Source organism: Pseudomonas sp. LBUM1652 (assembly GCF_059716105.1).
The window spans coordinates 4,976,970-4,990,841 of the sequence record NZ_CP166804.1 but is presented as its reverse complement, the minus strand read 5'-3'; the positions used below and the strand labels follow the sequence as shown (position 1 = coordinate 4,990,841).

The 13,872-nt window shown below is 59.7% G+C and carries 12 protein-coding genes; 5 read left to right on the top strand and 7 right to left on the bottom strand.

Going from position 1 to position 13,872, the window contains the following annotated elements; all coding sequences use genetic code 11:
- Positions 1–161: 161 nt before the first annotated feature.
- The 5 genes from ACA069_RS22480 to ACA069_RS22460 form a co-directional block, all read right to left on the bottom strand.
- A complete protein-coding gene (locus ACA069_RS22480) occupies positions 162–1,508 on the bottom strand; it encodes an imelysin family protein (protein WP_187678146.1) in 1,347 nt (448 codons plus the stop codon).
- A 137-nt stretch (positions 1,509–1,645) separates the two neighbouring features.
- Positions 1,646–3,697, bottom strand: coding sequence for a putative bifunctional diguanylate cyclase/phosphodiesterase (locus ACA069_RS22475; protein WP_187678145.1), 2,052 nt, complete (start codon positions 3,695–3,697; stop codon positions 1,646–1,648).
- Between the two features lie 342 nt (positions 3,698–4,039).
- A complete protein-coding gene (locus ACA069_RS22470) occupies positions 4,040–4,636 on the bottom strand; it encodes a superoxide dismutase (protein ID WP_187678144.1) in 597 nt (198 codons plus the stop codon).
- Positions 4,637–4,812: 176 nt separating this feature from the next.
- Positions 4,813–5,415, bottom strand: coding sequence for a LysE/ArgO family amino acid transporter (locus tag ACA069_RS22465; RefSeq protein WP_497615241.1), 603 nt, complete (start codon positions 5,413–5,415; stop codon positions 4,813–4,815).
- A gap of 5 nt (positions 5,416–5,420) precedes the next feature.
- The gene (locus tag ACA069_RS22460) at positions 5,421–5,822 is read right to left on the bottom strand and encodes an ACT domain-containing protein (protein WP_497615240.1); all 402 of its coding nucleotides are present in this window, start codon (positions 5,820–5,822) and stop codon (positions 5,421–5,423) included.
- 96 nt (positions 5,823–5,918) lie between these two features.
- On the opposite strand from ACA069_RS22460, the gene ACA069_RS22455 reads away from it, so the two are divergent.
- The 4 genes from ACA069_RS22455 to ACA069_RS22440 all read left to right on the top strand — a co-directional run bounded on the left by ACA069_RS22455 (position 5,919) and on the right by ACA069_RS22440 (position 9,951).
- The gene (locus ACA069_RS22455; RefSeq protein ID WP_187678141.1) at positions 5,919–6,812 is read left to right on the top strand and encodes a LysR family transcriptional regulator ArgP; all 894 of its coding nucleotides are present in this window, start codon (positions 5,919–5,921) and stop codon (positions 6,810–6,812) included.
- 54 nt (positions 6,813–6,866) lie between these two features.
- Complete coding sequence (locus ACA069_RS22450) at positions 6,867–7,859, top strand: NAD-dependent epimerase/dehydratase family protein (protein ID WP_187678140.1); 993 nt, start codon at positions 6,867–6,869, stop codon at positions 7,857–7,859.
- 116 nt (positions 7,860–7,975) lie between these two features.
- Positions 7,976–8,830: an ATPase gene (locus tag ACA069_RS22445; RefSeq protein WP_497615239.1), complete on the top strand. Its 855-nt coding sequence runs from the start codon at positions 7,976–7,978 to the stop codon at positions 8,828–8,830.
- A gap of 272 nt (positions 8,831–9,102) precedes the next feature.
- The gene (locus tag ACA069_RS22440; protein ID WP_187678138.1) at positions 9,103–9,951 is read left to right on the top strand and encodes a cache domain-containing protein; all 849 of its coding nucleotides are present in this window, start codon (positions 9,103–9,105) and stop codon (positions 9,949–9,951) included.
- 60 nt (positions 9,952–10,011) lie between these two features.
- Here ACA069_RS22440 and ACA069_RS22435 read toward each other — a convergent pair whose 3' ends face one another.
- Positions 10,012–11,529, bottom strand: a complete 1,518-nt coding sequence (locus tag ACA069_RS22435; RefSeq protein WP_497615238.1) for an MDR family MFS transporter — start codon at positions 11,527–11,529, stop codon at positions 10,012–10,014.
- A gap of 74 nt (positions 11,530–11,603) precedes the next feature.
- Positions 11,604–12,797 (bottom strand): 4-hydroxybenzoate 3-monooxygenase, encoded by a 1,194-nt coding sequence (pobA, locus tag ACA069_RS22430; RefSeq protein WP_497615237.1) that lies wholly within the window; start codon positions 12,795–12,797, stop codon positions 11,604–11,606.
- A 178-nt stretch (positions 12,798–12,975) separates the two neighbouring features.
- On the opposite strand from pobA, the gene ACA069_RS22425 reads away from it, so the two are divergent.
- Complete coding sequence (locus tag ACA069_RS22425) at positions 12,976–13,860, top strand: helix-turn-helix domain-containing protein (RefSeq protein ID WP_187678135.1); 885 nt, start codon at positions 12,976–12,978, stop codon at positions 13,858–13,860.
- Positions 13,861–13,872 lie beyond the last annotated feature (12 nt).

The following is a 13,872-nucleotide window of genomic DNA, read 5'->3' as shown; positions in this document are numbered from 1 at the left end:
ACCCTGTAGGAGTGAGCCTGCTGGCGATAGCGGTGTATCAGACACTAATTCTTCAACTGACACTCCGCTATCGCCAGCAGGCTCACTCCTACAATGGGCCGTGTAGGGCAGGCATGAAAAAGGCGACCCGCAGGTCGCCTTTTTCAGTCAGACGCGGTTGATCAGAACTCGTGATCAGCGTTGTCCGGGTTCAGGTCGCTGATGCCCAGTTTGCCGGCAGCGGCTTCGATCGAACCGGTCTGCTTGACCAGCGATGCGATAGCGTCGCGAACGACCTGGTTGCCAGCGGTGTTGCCGGCCGCGATCAGTTGGTCGTAGTGCTCACCTTTCTTGGCGTGATCAACCATGACCTGGATCTTGGCTTCGGTAGCGGCCAGATCAGCTTTCAGCGCGGTGTCGGCAGCCGGATCGGCCTTGGCCACCAGCGACGACAGGCTGGCGCCGGTCATCTTGGTGCCGTCAACACGGGTGTACTCGCCCAGGTAAACGTTACGAATGCCTTTGGCATCGTAGAAGTGCGAGTAGTGGGTGTTGTCGCTGAAGCAATCCTGTTCGTCTTCCGGGGAATTGGCTTCCAGGGAAACCTTCATGCGCTCGCCCGCCAGTTCGCCCAGGGACAGACTGCCCATGCCGAAGAGCATTTTGCGCAGACCGGTTTCGCCCGGCTCGGCTTCCAGGGTGGCGCGGTAGTTGTCAGCCACGTTCGGCTTCCAGTTGCCGACCATTTCTTCCAGGTCGCTGACCAGCAGTTGGGTCACGGACTTCAGGTAGGCACGACGACGATCGTTGTGGCCGCCAGTGGCGCCGGCGCCTTCCAGGTAGTCCGAAGCAGGACGGTTGCCAGCGCCAGGGCCGGTGCCGTTCAAGTCCTGGCCCCAGAGCAGGAATTCGATCGCGTGGTAGCCGGTGGCAACGTTGGCCTCGGAACCGCCCAGCTCGTTCAGGCTGGCGAGTTTTTCCGGGGTGATGTCTTTGACATCGACCTTGTCTTCGCCGACCTGTACTTCAGTGTTGGCGATGATATTGGCGGTGGCGCCCGGGTTACCCAGTGCGTGCTCGTAGGATTTGTCGACGTAGTCGATCAGACCCTCGTCCAGTGGCCAGGCGTTAACCTGACCTTCCCAGTCATCGATGATGGTGTTGCCGAAGCGGAACACTTCGCTCTGCAGGTAAGGAACGCGAGCAGCAACCCAGGCAGCCTTGGCGGCTTTCAGGGTGTCGGCGTTCGGCTTGGCGAGGAAAGCGTCAACGGCGGTTTGCAGGGTTTTCGCGGTGGATTCGGCATCGCTGTAAACGGCGAAGACCATGTCGGCGTAGTGCGCGACCACTGCCTTGGCAGCGGCTTCGTCGACTTTACCGGCAGCGGCAGGCGCGGCTGCTGGAGCGGCGGCGGTGGCGGCTGGAGTCGGCGTGGCCGGGGCGGCAGCCTTGTCTTTGCCTTCGCCGCAACCGGCGAGGGAAATAGCGATGGCCAGCAGACTGGCGGTAGCCAGAGGCATACGAATCATGGCGAACATCCTGCTTCGGTAGTTGAGTGGACTCGCGCTGGGGGCGCAAAACTGCGACATAATGCAAATCTTTCGCATTATGTGTAAAGGGTTGTGCTTGGAAATATTTCTTATTTAGCCAACGCTTATGCGCTGTATCAAAGAATCGCCGCGTTACTGCGCTGCGCCTGCTTGAGGTAGGCACTGAGCTCCCGCGCCGGCAGCGGCTTGCTGTAGTGGTAACCCTGACCTTCGTGGCAGCCTTCGGAGATGATGTAGGACTCTTGCTCGGCGGTTTCCACGCCCTCGGCAATCACCTGCATGCCGAGACTCTTGCCCAGTTGAATGATCGCGCGAACGATGGTCGCGTCATCGTCGTCATCCAGCAGATCCTGAACGAAGCTCTTGTCGATCTTGATCTTGTCCAGCGGCAGACTTTTCAGATAGCTCAGTGACGAATACCCGGTGCCAAAGTCGTCGATGGCGATCAACGCCCCGGAGCGACGCAGGCTCAGCAGGTGCTGGGCGGCGGTGCTGATGTCTTCCATCAGGCCGGTTTCGGTGACTTCCAGTTCCAGGCTGCGCGGTGGCAGGCGGTACATCTGCAACAGGTTGTTGACCACCCGCGGCAACTCGGCGTGGTGCAGTTGCACGGTGGACAGGTTGACCGCCATGCGCAGATCGGCGAAGCCCTGATCGTGCCATTCGCGCAACTGCTTGCAGGCCTGATCGAGCACCCATTCGCCTATGGCAATGATCGTGCCGTTTTGCTCGGCCAGCGGAATGAATAAGTCCGGCGGCACCAGACCGTGCTCCGGATGCTGCCAGCGAATCAGCGCCTCGACCCCAACCACGCGGTGATCGCGGTAGCTGATCTGCGGTTGATAGACGAGGTAGAACTGATCGCGAATCAGTGCGTCACGCAGGTCTTTTTCAAGCTCACGACGGCGGCGCATCTCGCTGTCGACGCTGGCGATGTAGAACTGATAGCGATTGCGTGAGCGAGTCTTGGCCAGGGTCATGGTCTGCTCGGCTTTCTGCAACAGCTTCTCAGTGCTGTCGCCGTCCTCCGGGAACAGGGTGATGCCGATGGTCGCGCGCAGGCGGATCTCCTGATGATCGAGGGCAAACGCCGCTTCCAGGTCATCGAGAATGCTTTGCGCCAGTTCGGCAGCTTCGTAAGGCTGTTCGATATCGGCCTGCACCAGGGCGAACTGGTCGCCGCCCAAACGGGCGAGGGCGCCTAGGCGGCCGCTGTGGGCGCGCAGGCGATCAGCCAGGGCCAGCAATAATTGGTCGCCGGTCTGGTAGCTGAACTGCTCGTTGATACCTTTGAAATCATCCAGCCCTACACACAACACTGCGACCCGACGCTGCAACTTGCCGGCGTCGACCAGAATCTTGTCCAGTTGCTGCTGCAATTGCTGACGGTTCGGCAGGCCGGTTAGGAAATCGTACTGGGCCATGCGCAGCAGGCTGTTTTCCGCTTCGTGGCGCAGGTGGGTATTGCGTTCGATGGATTCGAGCAACTGGTTGGCGGTGTTGATCCAGAGGCCGAGTTCGTTTTTTTCGTGGCCCTTGAGCTGCGGAATCTTGTGTTCGCTGGGGCGATCCGGATTGATTTCGGTCAGATGCTCGATGATCCGCGACAGCGGTTTGGTCAACAGCCAGTGATAAACCAGATACAGCACCAGACCCATGGCCAGCGCCCGCAACACACCGGAAATGAAGATGATCACCGAGCTGACGATAAAACCCTCGCCATAAGTGGCGGTGTCGAGGGTGATGCTCAAGTCGCCGTAGTACTCGCTGTACGGTCCACGTCCCACCAGTTGGGTGGTGAAGGTGCGTTCTTGCCCAAGAATCAGGTCGGTCAGCCAGCGGCTGTTGGAATGCTGCAACTCACGGGACTTCTGCGCCAGCATCGCTTCGTTGGGGTGGCCAATGGAGGCCTGGCGCACGGCATCGTCCTGAAACAGGCCTTCGATCACCTGCATGCCCATCTCCCGATCCAGGCTATAGACGGCCTGAGTGGAGGGATCACGGAACATGTCGAGGATGCGCTCGGCGTCGCCCGCCACGGCCTGACGGGTTTTATAGGCGTCGAAAACGATCTGCGCGCAGCTCAAGACCACGCCGACGATCAATGCTGACAGGAGCACGACCCGGAGCAACTTCACCGACAAGCTGTTCTTGAGTTCCAGCTTCAAAGGGTTATTCCTTGTTCCGTGCGGGTAGCGTCAGTTTGCCATGAGTATTGGCAATCCCGTGTTTGCAGTCAAAGGGACAATCAGGCCTCAAGTCATTCGCCTGTGGTCTTGGCCGAAATGCTGCTGTCTGGAGTATTAGTCCTATTTGTACTATGTCGGTAGTTTCGGCCCCCAACTTGAGCGGTACGCAAGAAATTTTCCTCTGTTTGATGTTAGCCCGCTGTGGCTCGGCGACAAGCAGTCAAAGCCAGCTTTCCTCGTGAGAGAAATGCTCTCCCTGTAGACATAAATCACAGGCATGAAAAACCCGGCAAAAGCCGGGTTTTTTGTCTGGCGCGCAGCTTAAGCGGTGAAGGCTTTGCCTTCGAACTGCTCAGCAACGAACTTCCAGTTGACCAGGTTCCAGAACGCTTCGACATACTTAGGACGAACGTTGCGGTAGTCGATGTAGTAAGCGTGTTCCCAGACGTCGCAGGTCAGCAGCGGGGTGTCGCCGCTGGTCAGCGGGTTGCCGGCGCCGATGGTGCTGGCCAGAGCCAGGGAACCGTCAGCCTTTTTCACCAGCCAGCCCCAGCCGGAACCGAAGGTACCGATCGAGGTTTTGCTGAACTCTTCCTTGAACTTGTCGAACGAACCGAACGCAGCGTTGATGGCTTCAGCCAGCGCGCCGGTTGGTTGACCGCCGGCGTTTGGTGCCAGGCAGTTCCAGTAGAAGGTGTGGTTCCAGACCTGAGCGGCGTTGTTGAAGATGCCGCCCGAGGAAGTCTTGACGATTTCTTCCAGGGTTTTGCCTTCGAACTCGGTGCCTGGCACCAGGTTGTTCAGGTTCACGACATAGGTGTTGTGGTGCTTGTCGTGGTGAAATTCCAGGGTTTCCTTGGAAATGTGCGGCTGCAGGGCATCGTGTGCGTAAGGCAGCGGCGGCAATTCGAAAGCCATGATGATTCTCCTAATCAGGTCTGTTGCGGTGAGCGCAAGGCCGATCACGGGCGGCCAGAAATGCACCGGCGAGTTTTTACTCTTTGCGGCGCAGGGTTCGGATCATAGCACCGGGGTTGCGGCTTAACCACGCAACAACTGTGTGGGATAGAGGTTCCAGAGCCTTTTGGAATAAATCAGGAGGCGATAATTAATTGCCCGGCCACCGTGAACATCATCAGCGCCACCAAAAGATCAAGAATCCGCCACGTACTCGGGCGAGCCAGCCATGGTGCGAGCCACGCGGCACCCAGCGCCAAAGTGAAAAACCACAGCAAAGAAGCGCTTGCCGCGCCGACCACATAAGCCCCCGGCACCGACTGCTGAGCCCCCAGCGAACCAATCAACAGCACGGTATCGAGATAAACGTGCGGGTTGAGCAAGGTCACCGCCAAGGCACTGAGCATCACCGCCCGCAACGAGCGTACGGTCTGGTTTTCACCCTGATTCAGGCTCTGCTTCGAAAACGCCCGGCGCAGGGCCTGGCTGCCGTACCAGATCAGGAACACCGCACCACCCCAGCGCGCGACCGCCAGCAATGTCGGGTTTTGCGCCAACACGGTCGCCAGGCCAAACACCCCGGCGGCCACCAGCAATGCATCGCAGGCGACGCACAGCGCGGCGACGGGCAGGTGATGCTCACGGCGCAGACTCTGCGCCAGCACAAATGCGTTCTGCGTACCGATCGCCATGATCAGCCCCAGTGCCACTAACAAGCCGTTCACATAGCTTTGCCACATAAAATTTACTCCGCGTTGGCTGCCAGATCGCGCAGCACTTGCATGGCGCGTTCGGCGTCGGCCTGACCGACAAACAAATGGTCGTGGTAGTAACCGGCGATCACGTTGCAACTAATCCCGGCCTTGCCCAGTGCGGTGGCAAACGCGGCGGTGAGGCCGACGGCTTCCAGCGCCGAATGCACGTTCAGGGTGATCCACGCGGCCACATAGTCGAAGTTGAAACCGGCCTGTTCGGCATCGCGGCGTTGCAGGATCACCGTCAGGCCTTCTTGCTCACGGAAGCTGCCGACAACCTCCAGGCCGCGCGGCAACTGGCCGTCGGGCAGGGTGCAGAACACGTATTCGCCGGCGTTGAGCTGCGGGCTCATGCTGCGCAGCAAGGTCGAGAGTGATGTTTCGCCAGCCATTGACGTTGTCCTTGATAAAGAGTGCTTGCTGGCTATTCTCCGGTCTGACGTTGTATAAGAAAAACCAATAGTGCTGATCGCTCATTAGGAAAACTGATGTTCGACTACAAATTACTCTCCGCTCTGGCCGCCGTGGTCGAGCAGGCTGGATTCGAACGCGCGGCGCAGGTGCTGGGTTTGTCGCAATCGGCGATTTCGCAGCGGATCAAACTGCTTGAGGCGCGTGTCGGTCAGCCGGTGTTGGTGCGCGCGACGCCGCCATCGCCGACCGAGATTGGCCGACGTCTGCTCAACCATGTGCAGCAAGTGCGCCTGCTCGAGCGCGATTTACAGACGCTTGTGCCCGCGTTGGACGAAGAGGGGCTACCGGAACGTCTGCGCATCGCAATCAATGCCGACAGCCTGGCGACCTGGTGGGCCGAGGCGGTGGGGGATTTCTGCGCCGACCAGCATTTGTTGCTGGATCTGGTGGTGGAAGACCAGACCGTCGGCCTCAAACGCATGCGCGCCGGTGAAGTGGCGGCGTGCGTCTGCGCCAGCGAGCGACCGGTGGCTGGCGCGCGCAGCGTGTTGCTCGGGGCGATGCGTTATCGCGCGCTCGCCAGCCCGGCGTTTATCGAACGGCATTTCCCCGATGGCGTGCGCGCCGAACAACTGCCGCGAACCCCGGCGCTGGTGTTTGGCCCGGACGATTTCCTCCAGCATCGCTACCTGGCATCCCTCGGCGTTGATGGCGGTTTCGAGCACCATTTGTGCCCGTCTTCCGAGGGTTTTATCCGCCTGACTGAGGCCGGATTGGGCTGGGGCCTGGTACCGGAACTGCAAGTGCGCGAGCAATTGCAACGCGGGGTGTTGCGCGAGCTGTTGCCAGATAAACCGATCGACGTGCCGTTGTACTGGCATCATTGGCGCAATGGCGGTCAGCTGCTGGGCTTGCTGACCGAGCAATTGGTGCGTTCTTCACCCCAATGGTTGGTGCCGTTGAACTGACGGCCAGCGTCAAGACACACGAATCAGGCAAAACGAAAGACATCGGAGCTTTACATGAAAATTCTGGTCACCGGCGCAAGCGGCTTCATTGGCGGGCGCTTTGCGCGTTTCGCTCTTGAGCAGGGCCTTGACGTGCGGGTCAACGGTCGCCGGGCCGAGAGCGTCGAGCATCTGGTGCGCCGTGGCGCCGAATTTGTCCCCGGCGATCTGACTGACCCGGATCTGGTGCGTGAACTCTGCGCCGACGTCGAAGCCGTGGTGCATTGTGCGGGCGCTGTCGGGCTGTGGGGGCGTTATCAGGACTTTCATCAAGGCAACGTGCAGGTTACTGAAAATGTCGTCGAGGCTTGCCTGAAGCAGCGGGTTCGACGGCTGGTGCATCTGTCATCGCCGTCGATCTATTTCGATGGCCGTGACCACTTCGACCTGACCGAAGAACAAGTGCCCAAGCGCTTCAAACATCACTACGCCGCGACCAAGTATCTGGCCGAGCAAAAGGTCTTCGGCGCGCAGGAATTCGGTCTGGAAACCATCGCGCTGCGTCCGCGTTTTGTTACCGGTGCCGGCGACATGAGCATTTTTCCGCGCCTGTTGAACATGCAGCGCAAGGGCCGTCTGGCGATCATCGGCAACGGTTTGAACAAGGTCGATTTCACCAGCGTGCACAACCTCAACGAAGTCATGCTCAGCAGCTTGCTGGCCGCCGGCTCCGCGCTGGGCAAGGCGTACAACATCAGTAATGGCGCGCCGGTGCCGCTGTGGGATGTGGTCAATTACGTGATGCGCAAAATGGAAGTCCCACAGGTCACCAAGTACCGTTCCTACGGGCTGGCCTACAGCGTCGCGGCGCTCAACGAAGGCGCGTGCAAACTCTGGCCGGGACGTCCGGAGCCGACGCTGTCGCGCTTGGGCATGCAGGTAATGAACAAAAATTTCACCCTGGACATCAGCCGCGCCCGGCATTATCTGGATTACGATCCGAAAGTCAGCCTGTGGACGGCCCTCGACGAGTTCTGCGGCTGGTGGAAAGCCCAGGACATTCGTTGAAACGATTCGGCCGGGCGGCAATGAACCGCACTGCAGGTTGAGGGTCAATCCCTGCGGCTGCGGGGTTTATACTTCGCCGCAATCTGCCATCACCGCGTTTCACAAAGGTTGCCTCAATGTCCATGCGTAATGATGCCCACGACGATTTCGATGATGTACCGAGCCTGCGTGCCGACACCTTCGACGACGATGACATTCCGACCACTGCCCGCACCGCCGTGCACTCGCGTACGCCGCCGGTGGTCAAGGTCAAGGCGGCCAGCACCGGGCCGTTGTGGGCGCTGGTCGGTGCCTTGTTTTTTGCCTTCATCGGTCTGGCCTGGTGGAGCTTTCAGCAGATTTCGCTGATGGAGCAGCAACTGGTGGCGACCCAGGAAAGTTTCGCGCGTATCAGTGAGGAAGCGGCCGGGCGGCTGCAGGATATTTCCGGCAAGGTCGTGGCCAGCCAGAGCAACGTCAGCAGCGACAGCGAAGCCTTGAAGCTGCAGATCAAACAGCTGGAAGGCAAACTGCTGGATCAGAGCAAACAGCAGCAGGGCGTGGCCGGTCAGGCAAGCGACCTGGACAAACGTCTGGCGCAGATGACCGCGCAGACCACAGAACAGCAGAACGCCAATATCCAGTTGCAGGCGCAGGTCAAAGCCCTCAGCGCCGAACTGGCGAGCGTGAAAAGCACCCCGGCCGATACCAGCAAGGTCGACGCCCAGCTCAAGGCCTTCGATGCCCAGTTCAAGAGTCTTGGCGCCGACATTGCGGCACTGAAGAAACAGGGCAATCCGAGCGCGGCGATTGATCGTCTGGAACAGGAAATCGTCGTCCTCAAAAGCGAGCAGGACAACCGTCCGGCAGCCCCTCAGGGTGGCGGCAACACGGCCGAGTTCGATGCGTTCCGTGGGCAGATGACCCGCAACATCAATACGCTGTCGGCGCAGATCCAGAATTTGCAGCAGCAAATCAACGCCCGCCCATAGCCAAAAGCAGGGTTCTTTGTGTCGACAGAGAACCCTGTGGCGAGGGGATTTATCCCCGATGGAGGGCGAAGCGCTCCCCGGCATTTTTCCAGTGATATCGAGTTCTCAGGTTTTGGGGCTGCTTCGCAACCCATCGGGGATAAATCCCCTCGCCACAGGAATCTCCTTTGTCACAGGGGGGGCTCTGTAATCACCTGCATCATTCTGAATACTCGTACATGCCCCCAAGCCGTCTACGCTCTTGAAACACCAACAAGAACGAGGGATGCGCTATGGGGTTTTTGCATAAAGTGGCCTGGCTCGGCGTGATGTTACTGGCGGGGTTCGGCCAGGCCAGCGCCGCAACCACCGCCAAGGATGACAGCCAGGCCGCCATCGCCTTGCTGGAAAAGGCCCTGGCCTATTACCACGACAACGGCGACAAGGCGTTCGCCGCATTCAGTCGTCAGGGCGAGTTTGTCGACAAGGATCGCTACGTGTTCGTGGTCGACACCAAAGGCGTGATGCTCGCCAGCGGCGGGCCATCGTCAGCGTTGATCGGTCGTGATGTGAGCGATGTGCTCGGCCCGGATCTGCAAAAAACCTTCAAGGACGCCTTGAAAGTGCCTGAGGGCAACGGCATCCAGCAAGCCGAGTACCGCTGGCAGAACTGGGCTGACGGCAAGGTCGAGCGCAAGCATGTGTTCTATCAGCGCGTCGGTCAGCGGATTCTGGCGGTCGGTTATTACTTGCCCCGGGCGTCGGCCGAGCAAGCGATGGCATTGCTGAACAAGGCAGCGACGGATCTGGGCAAAGACGAGAAGGGCACGCTGATGGCGATCAACTCGCTCAAGGGCGGCTATTTGCAGGATGACCTGTACGTGTTCGTGGTCGATCTGGATACCCAGCGCTATGTCGCACATGGCACCAATCTGCGGCTGATCAATACCGACTTCAGCAAGATCAAGGACCCGGAAGGCAAACCGGTGGGCGAGCCGATTCTGGCGCTGATCGCCAAGCAGGATTATGGCGACTACCAATATCGCTGGAAAAACCCGGTGACCGGCAAGGTCGAGGACAAACATGCCTATCTGAAGAAGGTCGGGCACTTTCTGGTGGCGGTGGGTTACTACAGCCCTTGAAACGCATCCTCCCTTGTGGGAGCGAGCAGGCTCGCTCCCACATGTTTTGGGGTGTTGCCGCTATTTGGCGCCGTGCTCGCGCCCACGCAGCAAGTGGTTCGGCATCGCAATCGCCGCCGCCAGCCCCAGCAGCGACACCGCCGCACTGACCCACAGCAAATGCCGGAAGGTCACCGAAAGCTCCGCGCGCAAGGCGTTCTGCGCATCACCCGGTGCAGCGTTCAGACCATCGAGCAGTACGTTGCCCGAGTGCCCCTCGCTCATCAGCGAGCTGCTCGTCAGATGGACAAAGTTTGAGTCCTGTAAAAATGCCAGCAACAGCGCGGACATCAACGCCACACCCACCGCGCCGCCCAGCGAGCGGAACAGGTTGGTGGTGCTGGTGGCCACACCGATGTCGCGTTGCTCCACCGAGTTCTGCGTGCCGACCAGTGACGTCGGGAACTGCATGCCACTGGCAATCCCGCTGAGCAACATGAACAGACCACTCATGACTGTGGCCTCCGGCGGACTGAACGCCATGCCGAGAATCGAGATCGGCATCAGGATCGCGCCGGTCAGAATTTGCGGTTTGTAGCGCCCGGTCACCGAGGTGCGACGCCCGGCAAAGAAGGCGCCGATCGGCAGGCCCATGGCCAATGGCAGCAAGTGCAACGCGGCGCTGTCGGCCCCGGCCCCGGTGACCGTTTGAAAGCGCAGCGGCATCAGCACGATCAGCGAAATCGCCTGGAAACTGGTGAAGAAAATCGTGCACCAGCACAGCAGGGCGTTGCGATTGGCGAACAGGTGCATCGGCAGCAACGGCTCACGCGCACGCCGCTCATGCCAGACAAAAATCGCCAACACCACGACCGCACAAGCGAACAGCCCAAGCACTTCGCTGCTGCGCCATGAATGGCCCTGACCGACCTGAGTGATACCGAGCAGCAGGGCCGTCAGGCCGATGATCATCAGCACTGTGCCGAGGTAATCGATGATCGGCTTGCGTTGTGGAATCGGTAGCCCGCGCAAGTTGCGATTGGCCACCCACCAGGCGCCGAGGCCCAGCGGCAGGTTGATCAGAAACACCCAGCGCCACGACAGGTACTCGGTCATGTAGCCGCCGAGCACCGGGCCGGCGACGCTCGCGACCGCGTACATGCTGCTGAAATACCCCTGATAGCGCCCGCGTTCGCGCGGCGGCACGATGTCGCCGATGATCGCCTGGCTCACCGAAATCATCCCGCCGGCACCGATGCCTTGGAGAATCCGCGCGAGCACCAGTTGTTCCATGCTTTGGGCCATGCCGCAAAACAGCGAAGCCAGCGTGAAAAGGCCCATGCCGAACAGCATCAGTTTGCGCCGCCCGTACAAATCGCCGAGCTTGCCGTAGATTGGCACCGCGACGGTCATCGCCACCATGTACCCGGAAATCACCCAGGCCAGCAGGCTGACGTCCTTGAATTGCGCGGAGATGGCCGGCATCGACACGGCGACGATGGTCTGGTCCAGCGCGCCAAGGAAGATTGCCATCATCAGCGCGACCAGCACGCTGCGAATGGCCGGTTTGGGCGTTTCAGGCTGGTTGAGATTGGACACGGGCAGGACCTGCGGGCAGAGATGAACCCGCTGGCGAGCGGGGTGGATGCTCGCCAGTGTAAGTCGATAGCAGGCTATTCGATAGCCTCGTATGGAAGCCCGACGTAATTTTCTGCAATGGTTTTTCGGCCCGCTTCCGAGCTGACAAAATAGTCCAGCTCCGAGGCGCAAATGCGTTGGCTGAAGTCATCGTGATCGTCGAAGCGATGCAGCATTGACGTCATCCACCAGGAAAATCGCTCGGCCTTCCAGACCCGACGCAGGCAGATCTCGGAGTATTTCTCCAGCAGATCGATGCGACCGTTGCGGTACACCTTCAACAGAATATTGAACAATGTGCTGACATCGCTGGCGGCCAGGTTCAAGCCCTTGGCGCCGGTGGGCGGGACGATGTGCGCCGCGTCGCCGACCAGAAACATCCGGCCGTATTGCATCGGCTCCACCACGAAACTGCGCAGCGGCGCGATGCTCTTTTCAATCGACGGGCCAGTGACCAGTTTCTCTGCCAGCTCCGACGGCAGGCGCTTTTTCAGCTCATCCCAGAAGCGCTGATCGCTCCAGTTGTCGACGTTTTCATCCGCTGGCACTTGCAGGTAGTAACGGGTGCGAACCGCTGACCGCATGCTGCACAAGGCAAACCCGCGTTCGTGGCGGGCGTAGACCAGTTCGTCTTGCACTGGCGGGGTGTCGGCGAGAATGCCTAGCCAGCCGAAAGGGTAAACCCGTTCGAACACCTTCAGGCAATCCGCAGGAATTGACTGCCGGGCGACACCGTGGAAACCATCACAACCGGCGATGTAATCGCAATCGACGCGCCAGGTTTCGCCGTCCTTTTCGAAGGTGACGAAGGCTTCGTCGCTTTTCATGCCGTGAGGAACGACATTGCTCACTTGATAAATCGTCGTTGCCCCGGCCTCCCGACGAGCGGCCATCAGGTCGCGGGTGACTTCGGTCTGGCCGTAGATCATTACGGTCTTGCCGCCGGTCAAGGCGTGCAGATCGATGTGTACCTGACGCCCATCCAGCGCCAGATCGAAACCGCCGTGAACCAGACCTTCAGCGTCCATCCGCTGACTCACGCCGGCCTGACGCAACAGCTCTACCATGCCTTGTTCAAGCACACCGGCACGGATGCGCCCGAGCACATAATCGGGTGCCTGGCGTTCGAGGATGAGGGTGTCGATGCCGGCGTTGTGCAGCAACTGACCGAGGAGCAATCCGGATGGACCGGCGCCGATGATGGCGACTTGGGTTTTCAGCGTTTTCATTGTTTTTATGGCTCGCAAGCTTCACGCGGCCAAGGCCGGTGAATGATTTTTATGGATCGAGTGCTTGCATTTTTCCCTTGCGGGTCTGTCAATTGAAGGTGAAAACTGAGCCGATACCTGTACATTCTGCCAATCGGTGCGATTATCGCCCGTAACCCTAGAGGCCTGGATTGAAGTGATGAACAAGCCTGAGCTGCCTTCGATTCCGGTGTTCAAGCTCTACGGTGAAAGCCTGGACTGGCCGACCCCGGACTTGCTGCACTGTGAAACCATTTCCTCACGCAGTCGCGAACATCAATGGGAAATCAAACCCCACCGCCACGCCGATTTGTGCCAGCTGCTCTTCGTCTTCAAAGGTCAGGCAGAGCTTGAGATCGAAGGTCAGCGCACTCAGCTTCAAACGCCTGCCATTCAAGTACTGCCACCGCTATCGGTACATGGCTTCCGTTTTTCCGAGGACATCGAAGGATTCGTCGTCACGCTCGCCACGCCGCTGATCAATCACTTGCAGGCGCAGCTGGGCAACGCGGTTCACGCGCTTGCCCAGGCCGATAGCTATCCGGCGGGCAATGACGGCGATTACCTGAATAGCTTGTTTACGGCGTTGCAGGCCGAGTACAACGGCCATCAACCCGCGCGGGAAATGCTCATGCATTCGCTGGTCAGCGTGATCATGGTCTGGGTCAGCCGCCAGGCGATCGTGCGCCATAACGCCAGCCAGCGGCCGCAACGCCAGCGCGAATACCTCGCCGGGTTTATTCAATTGGTGGAGGAAACTTACCGCCAGCATGTGAAGGTCGAGGACCTGGCCCATCGACTGGGCATTTCGGTCTCTCACCTCAACGGCACGTGCCGTGAACTGGCGGGGCAACCGGCGTTGCAGATCATGCACGAACGCCAGTTACTGGAAGCCAAGCGCCTGCTGACCTATACCAGCATGACCATTTACGAGATGTCGGAATTGTTGGGGTTTTCCGATCCGACCAACTTCACGCGCCTGTTCAGGCGTCGGGTGGGGATTTCGCCCAAGGCGTTTCGTGACAGGCTGAAGGCCGAGCAGTAATTCTGTAACCAC

Coding starts and splice junctions, on each gene's coding strand:
- ACA069_RS22440 (WP_187678138.1), top strand. CDS start 9,103: ATGGGGTTTTTGCATAAAGTGGCCTGGCTCGGCGTGATGTTACTGGCG.
- ACA069_RS22465 (WP_497615241.1), bottom strand. CDS start 5,415: ATGTGGCAAAGCTATGTGAACGGCTTGTTAGTGGCACTGGGGCTGATC.
- ACA069_RS22445 (WP_497615239.1), top strand. CDS start 7,976: ATGTCCATGCGTAATGATGCCCACGACGATTTCGATGATGTACCGAGC.
- ACA069_RS22460 (WP_497615240.1), bottom strand. CDS start 5,822: ATGGCTGGCGAAACATCACTCTCGACCTTGCTGCGCAGCATGAGCCCG.
- ACA069_RS22470 (WP_187678144.1), bottom strand. CDS start 4,636: ATGGCTTTCGAATTGCCGCCGCTGCCTTACGCACACGATGCCCTGCAG.
- ACA069_RS22480 (WP_187678146.1), bottom strand. CDS start 1,508: ATGATTCGTATGCCTCTGGCTACCGCCAGTCTGCTGGCCATCGCTATT.
- ACA069_RS22455 (WP_187678141.1), top strand. CDS start 5,919: ATGTTCGACTACAAATTACTCTCCGCTCTGGCCGCCGTGGTCGAGCAG.
- pobA (WP_497615237.1), bottom strand. CDS start 12,797: ATGAAAACGCTGAAAACCCAAGTCGCCATCATCGGCGCCGGTCCATCC.
- ACA069_RS22425 (WP_187678135.1), top strand. CDS start 12,976: ATGAACAAGCCTGAGCTGCCTTCGATTCCGGTGTTCAAGCTCTACGGT.
- ACA069_RS22450 (WP_187678140.1), top strand. CDS start 6,867: ATGAAAATTCTGGTCACCGGCGCAAGCGGCTTCATTGGCGGGCGCTTT.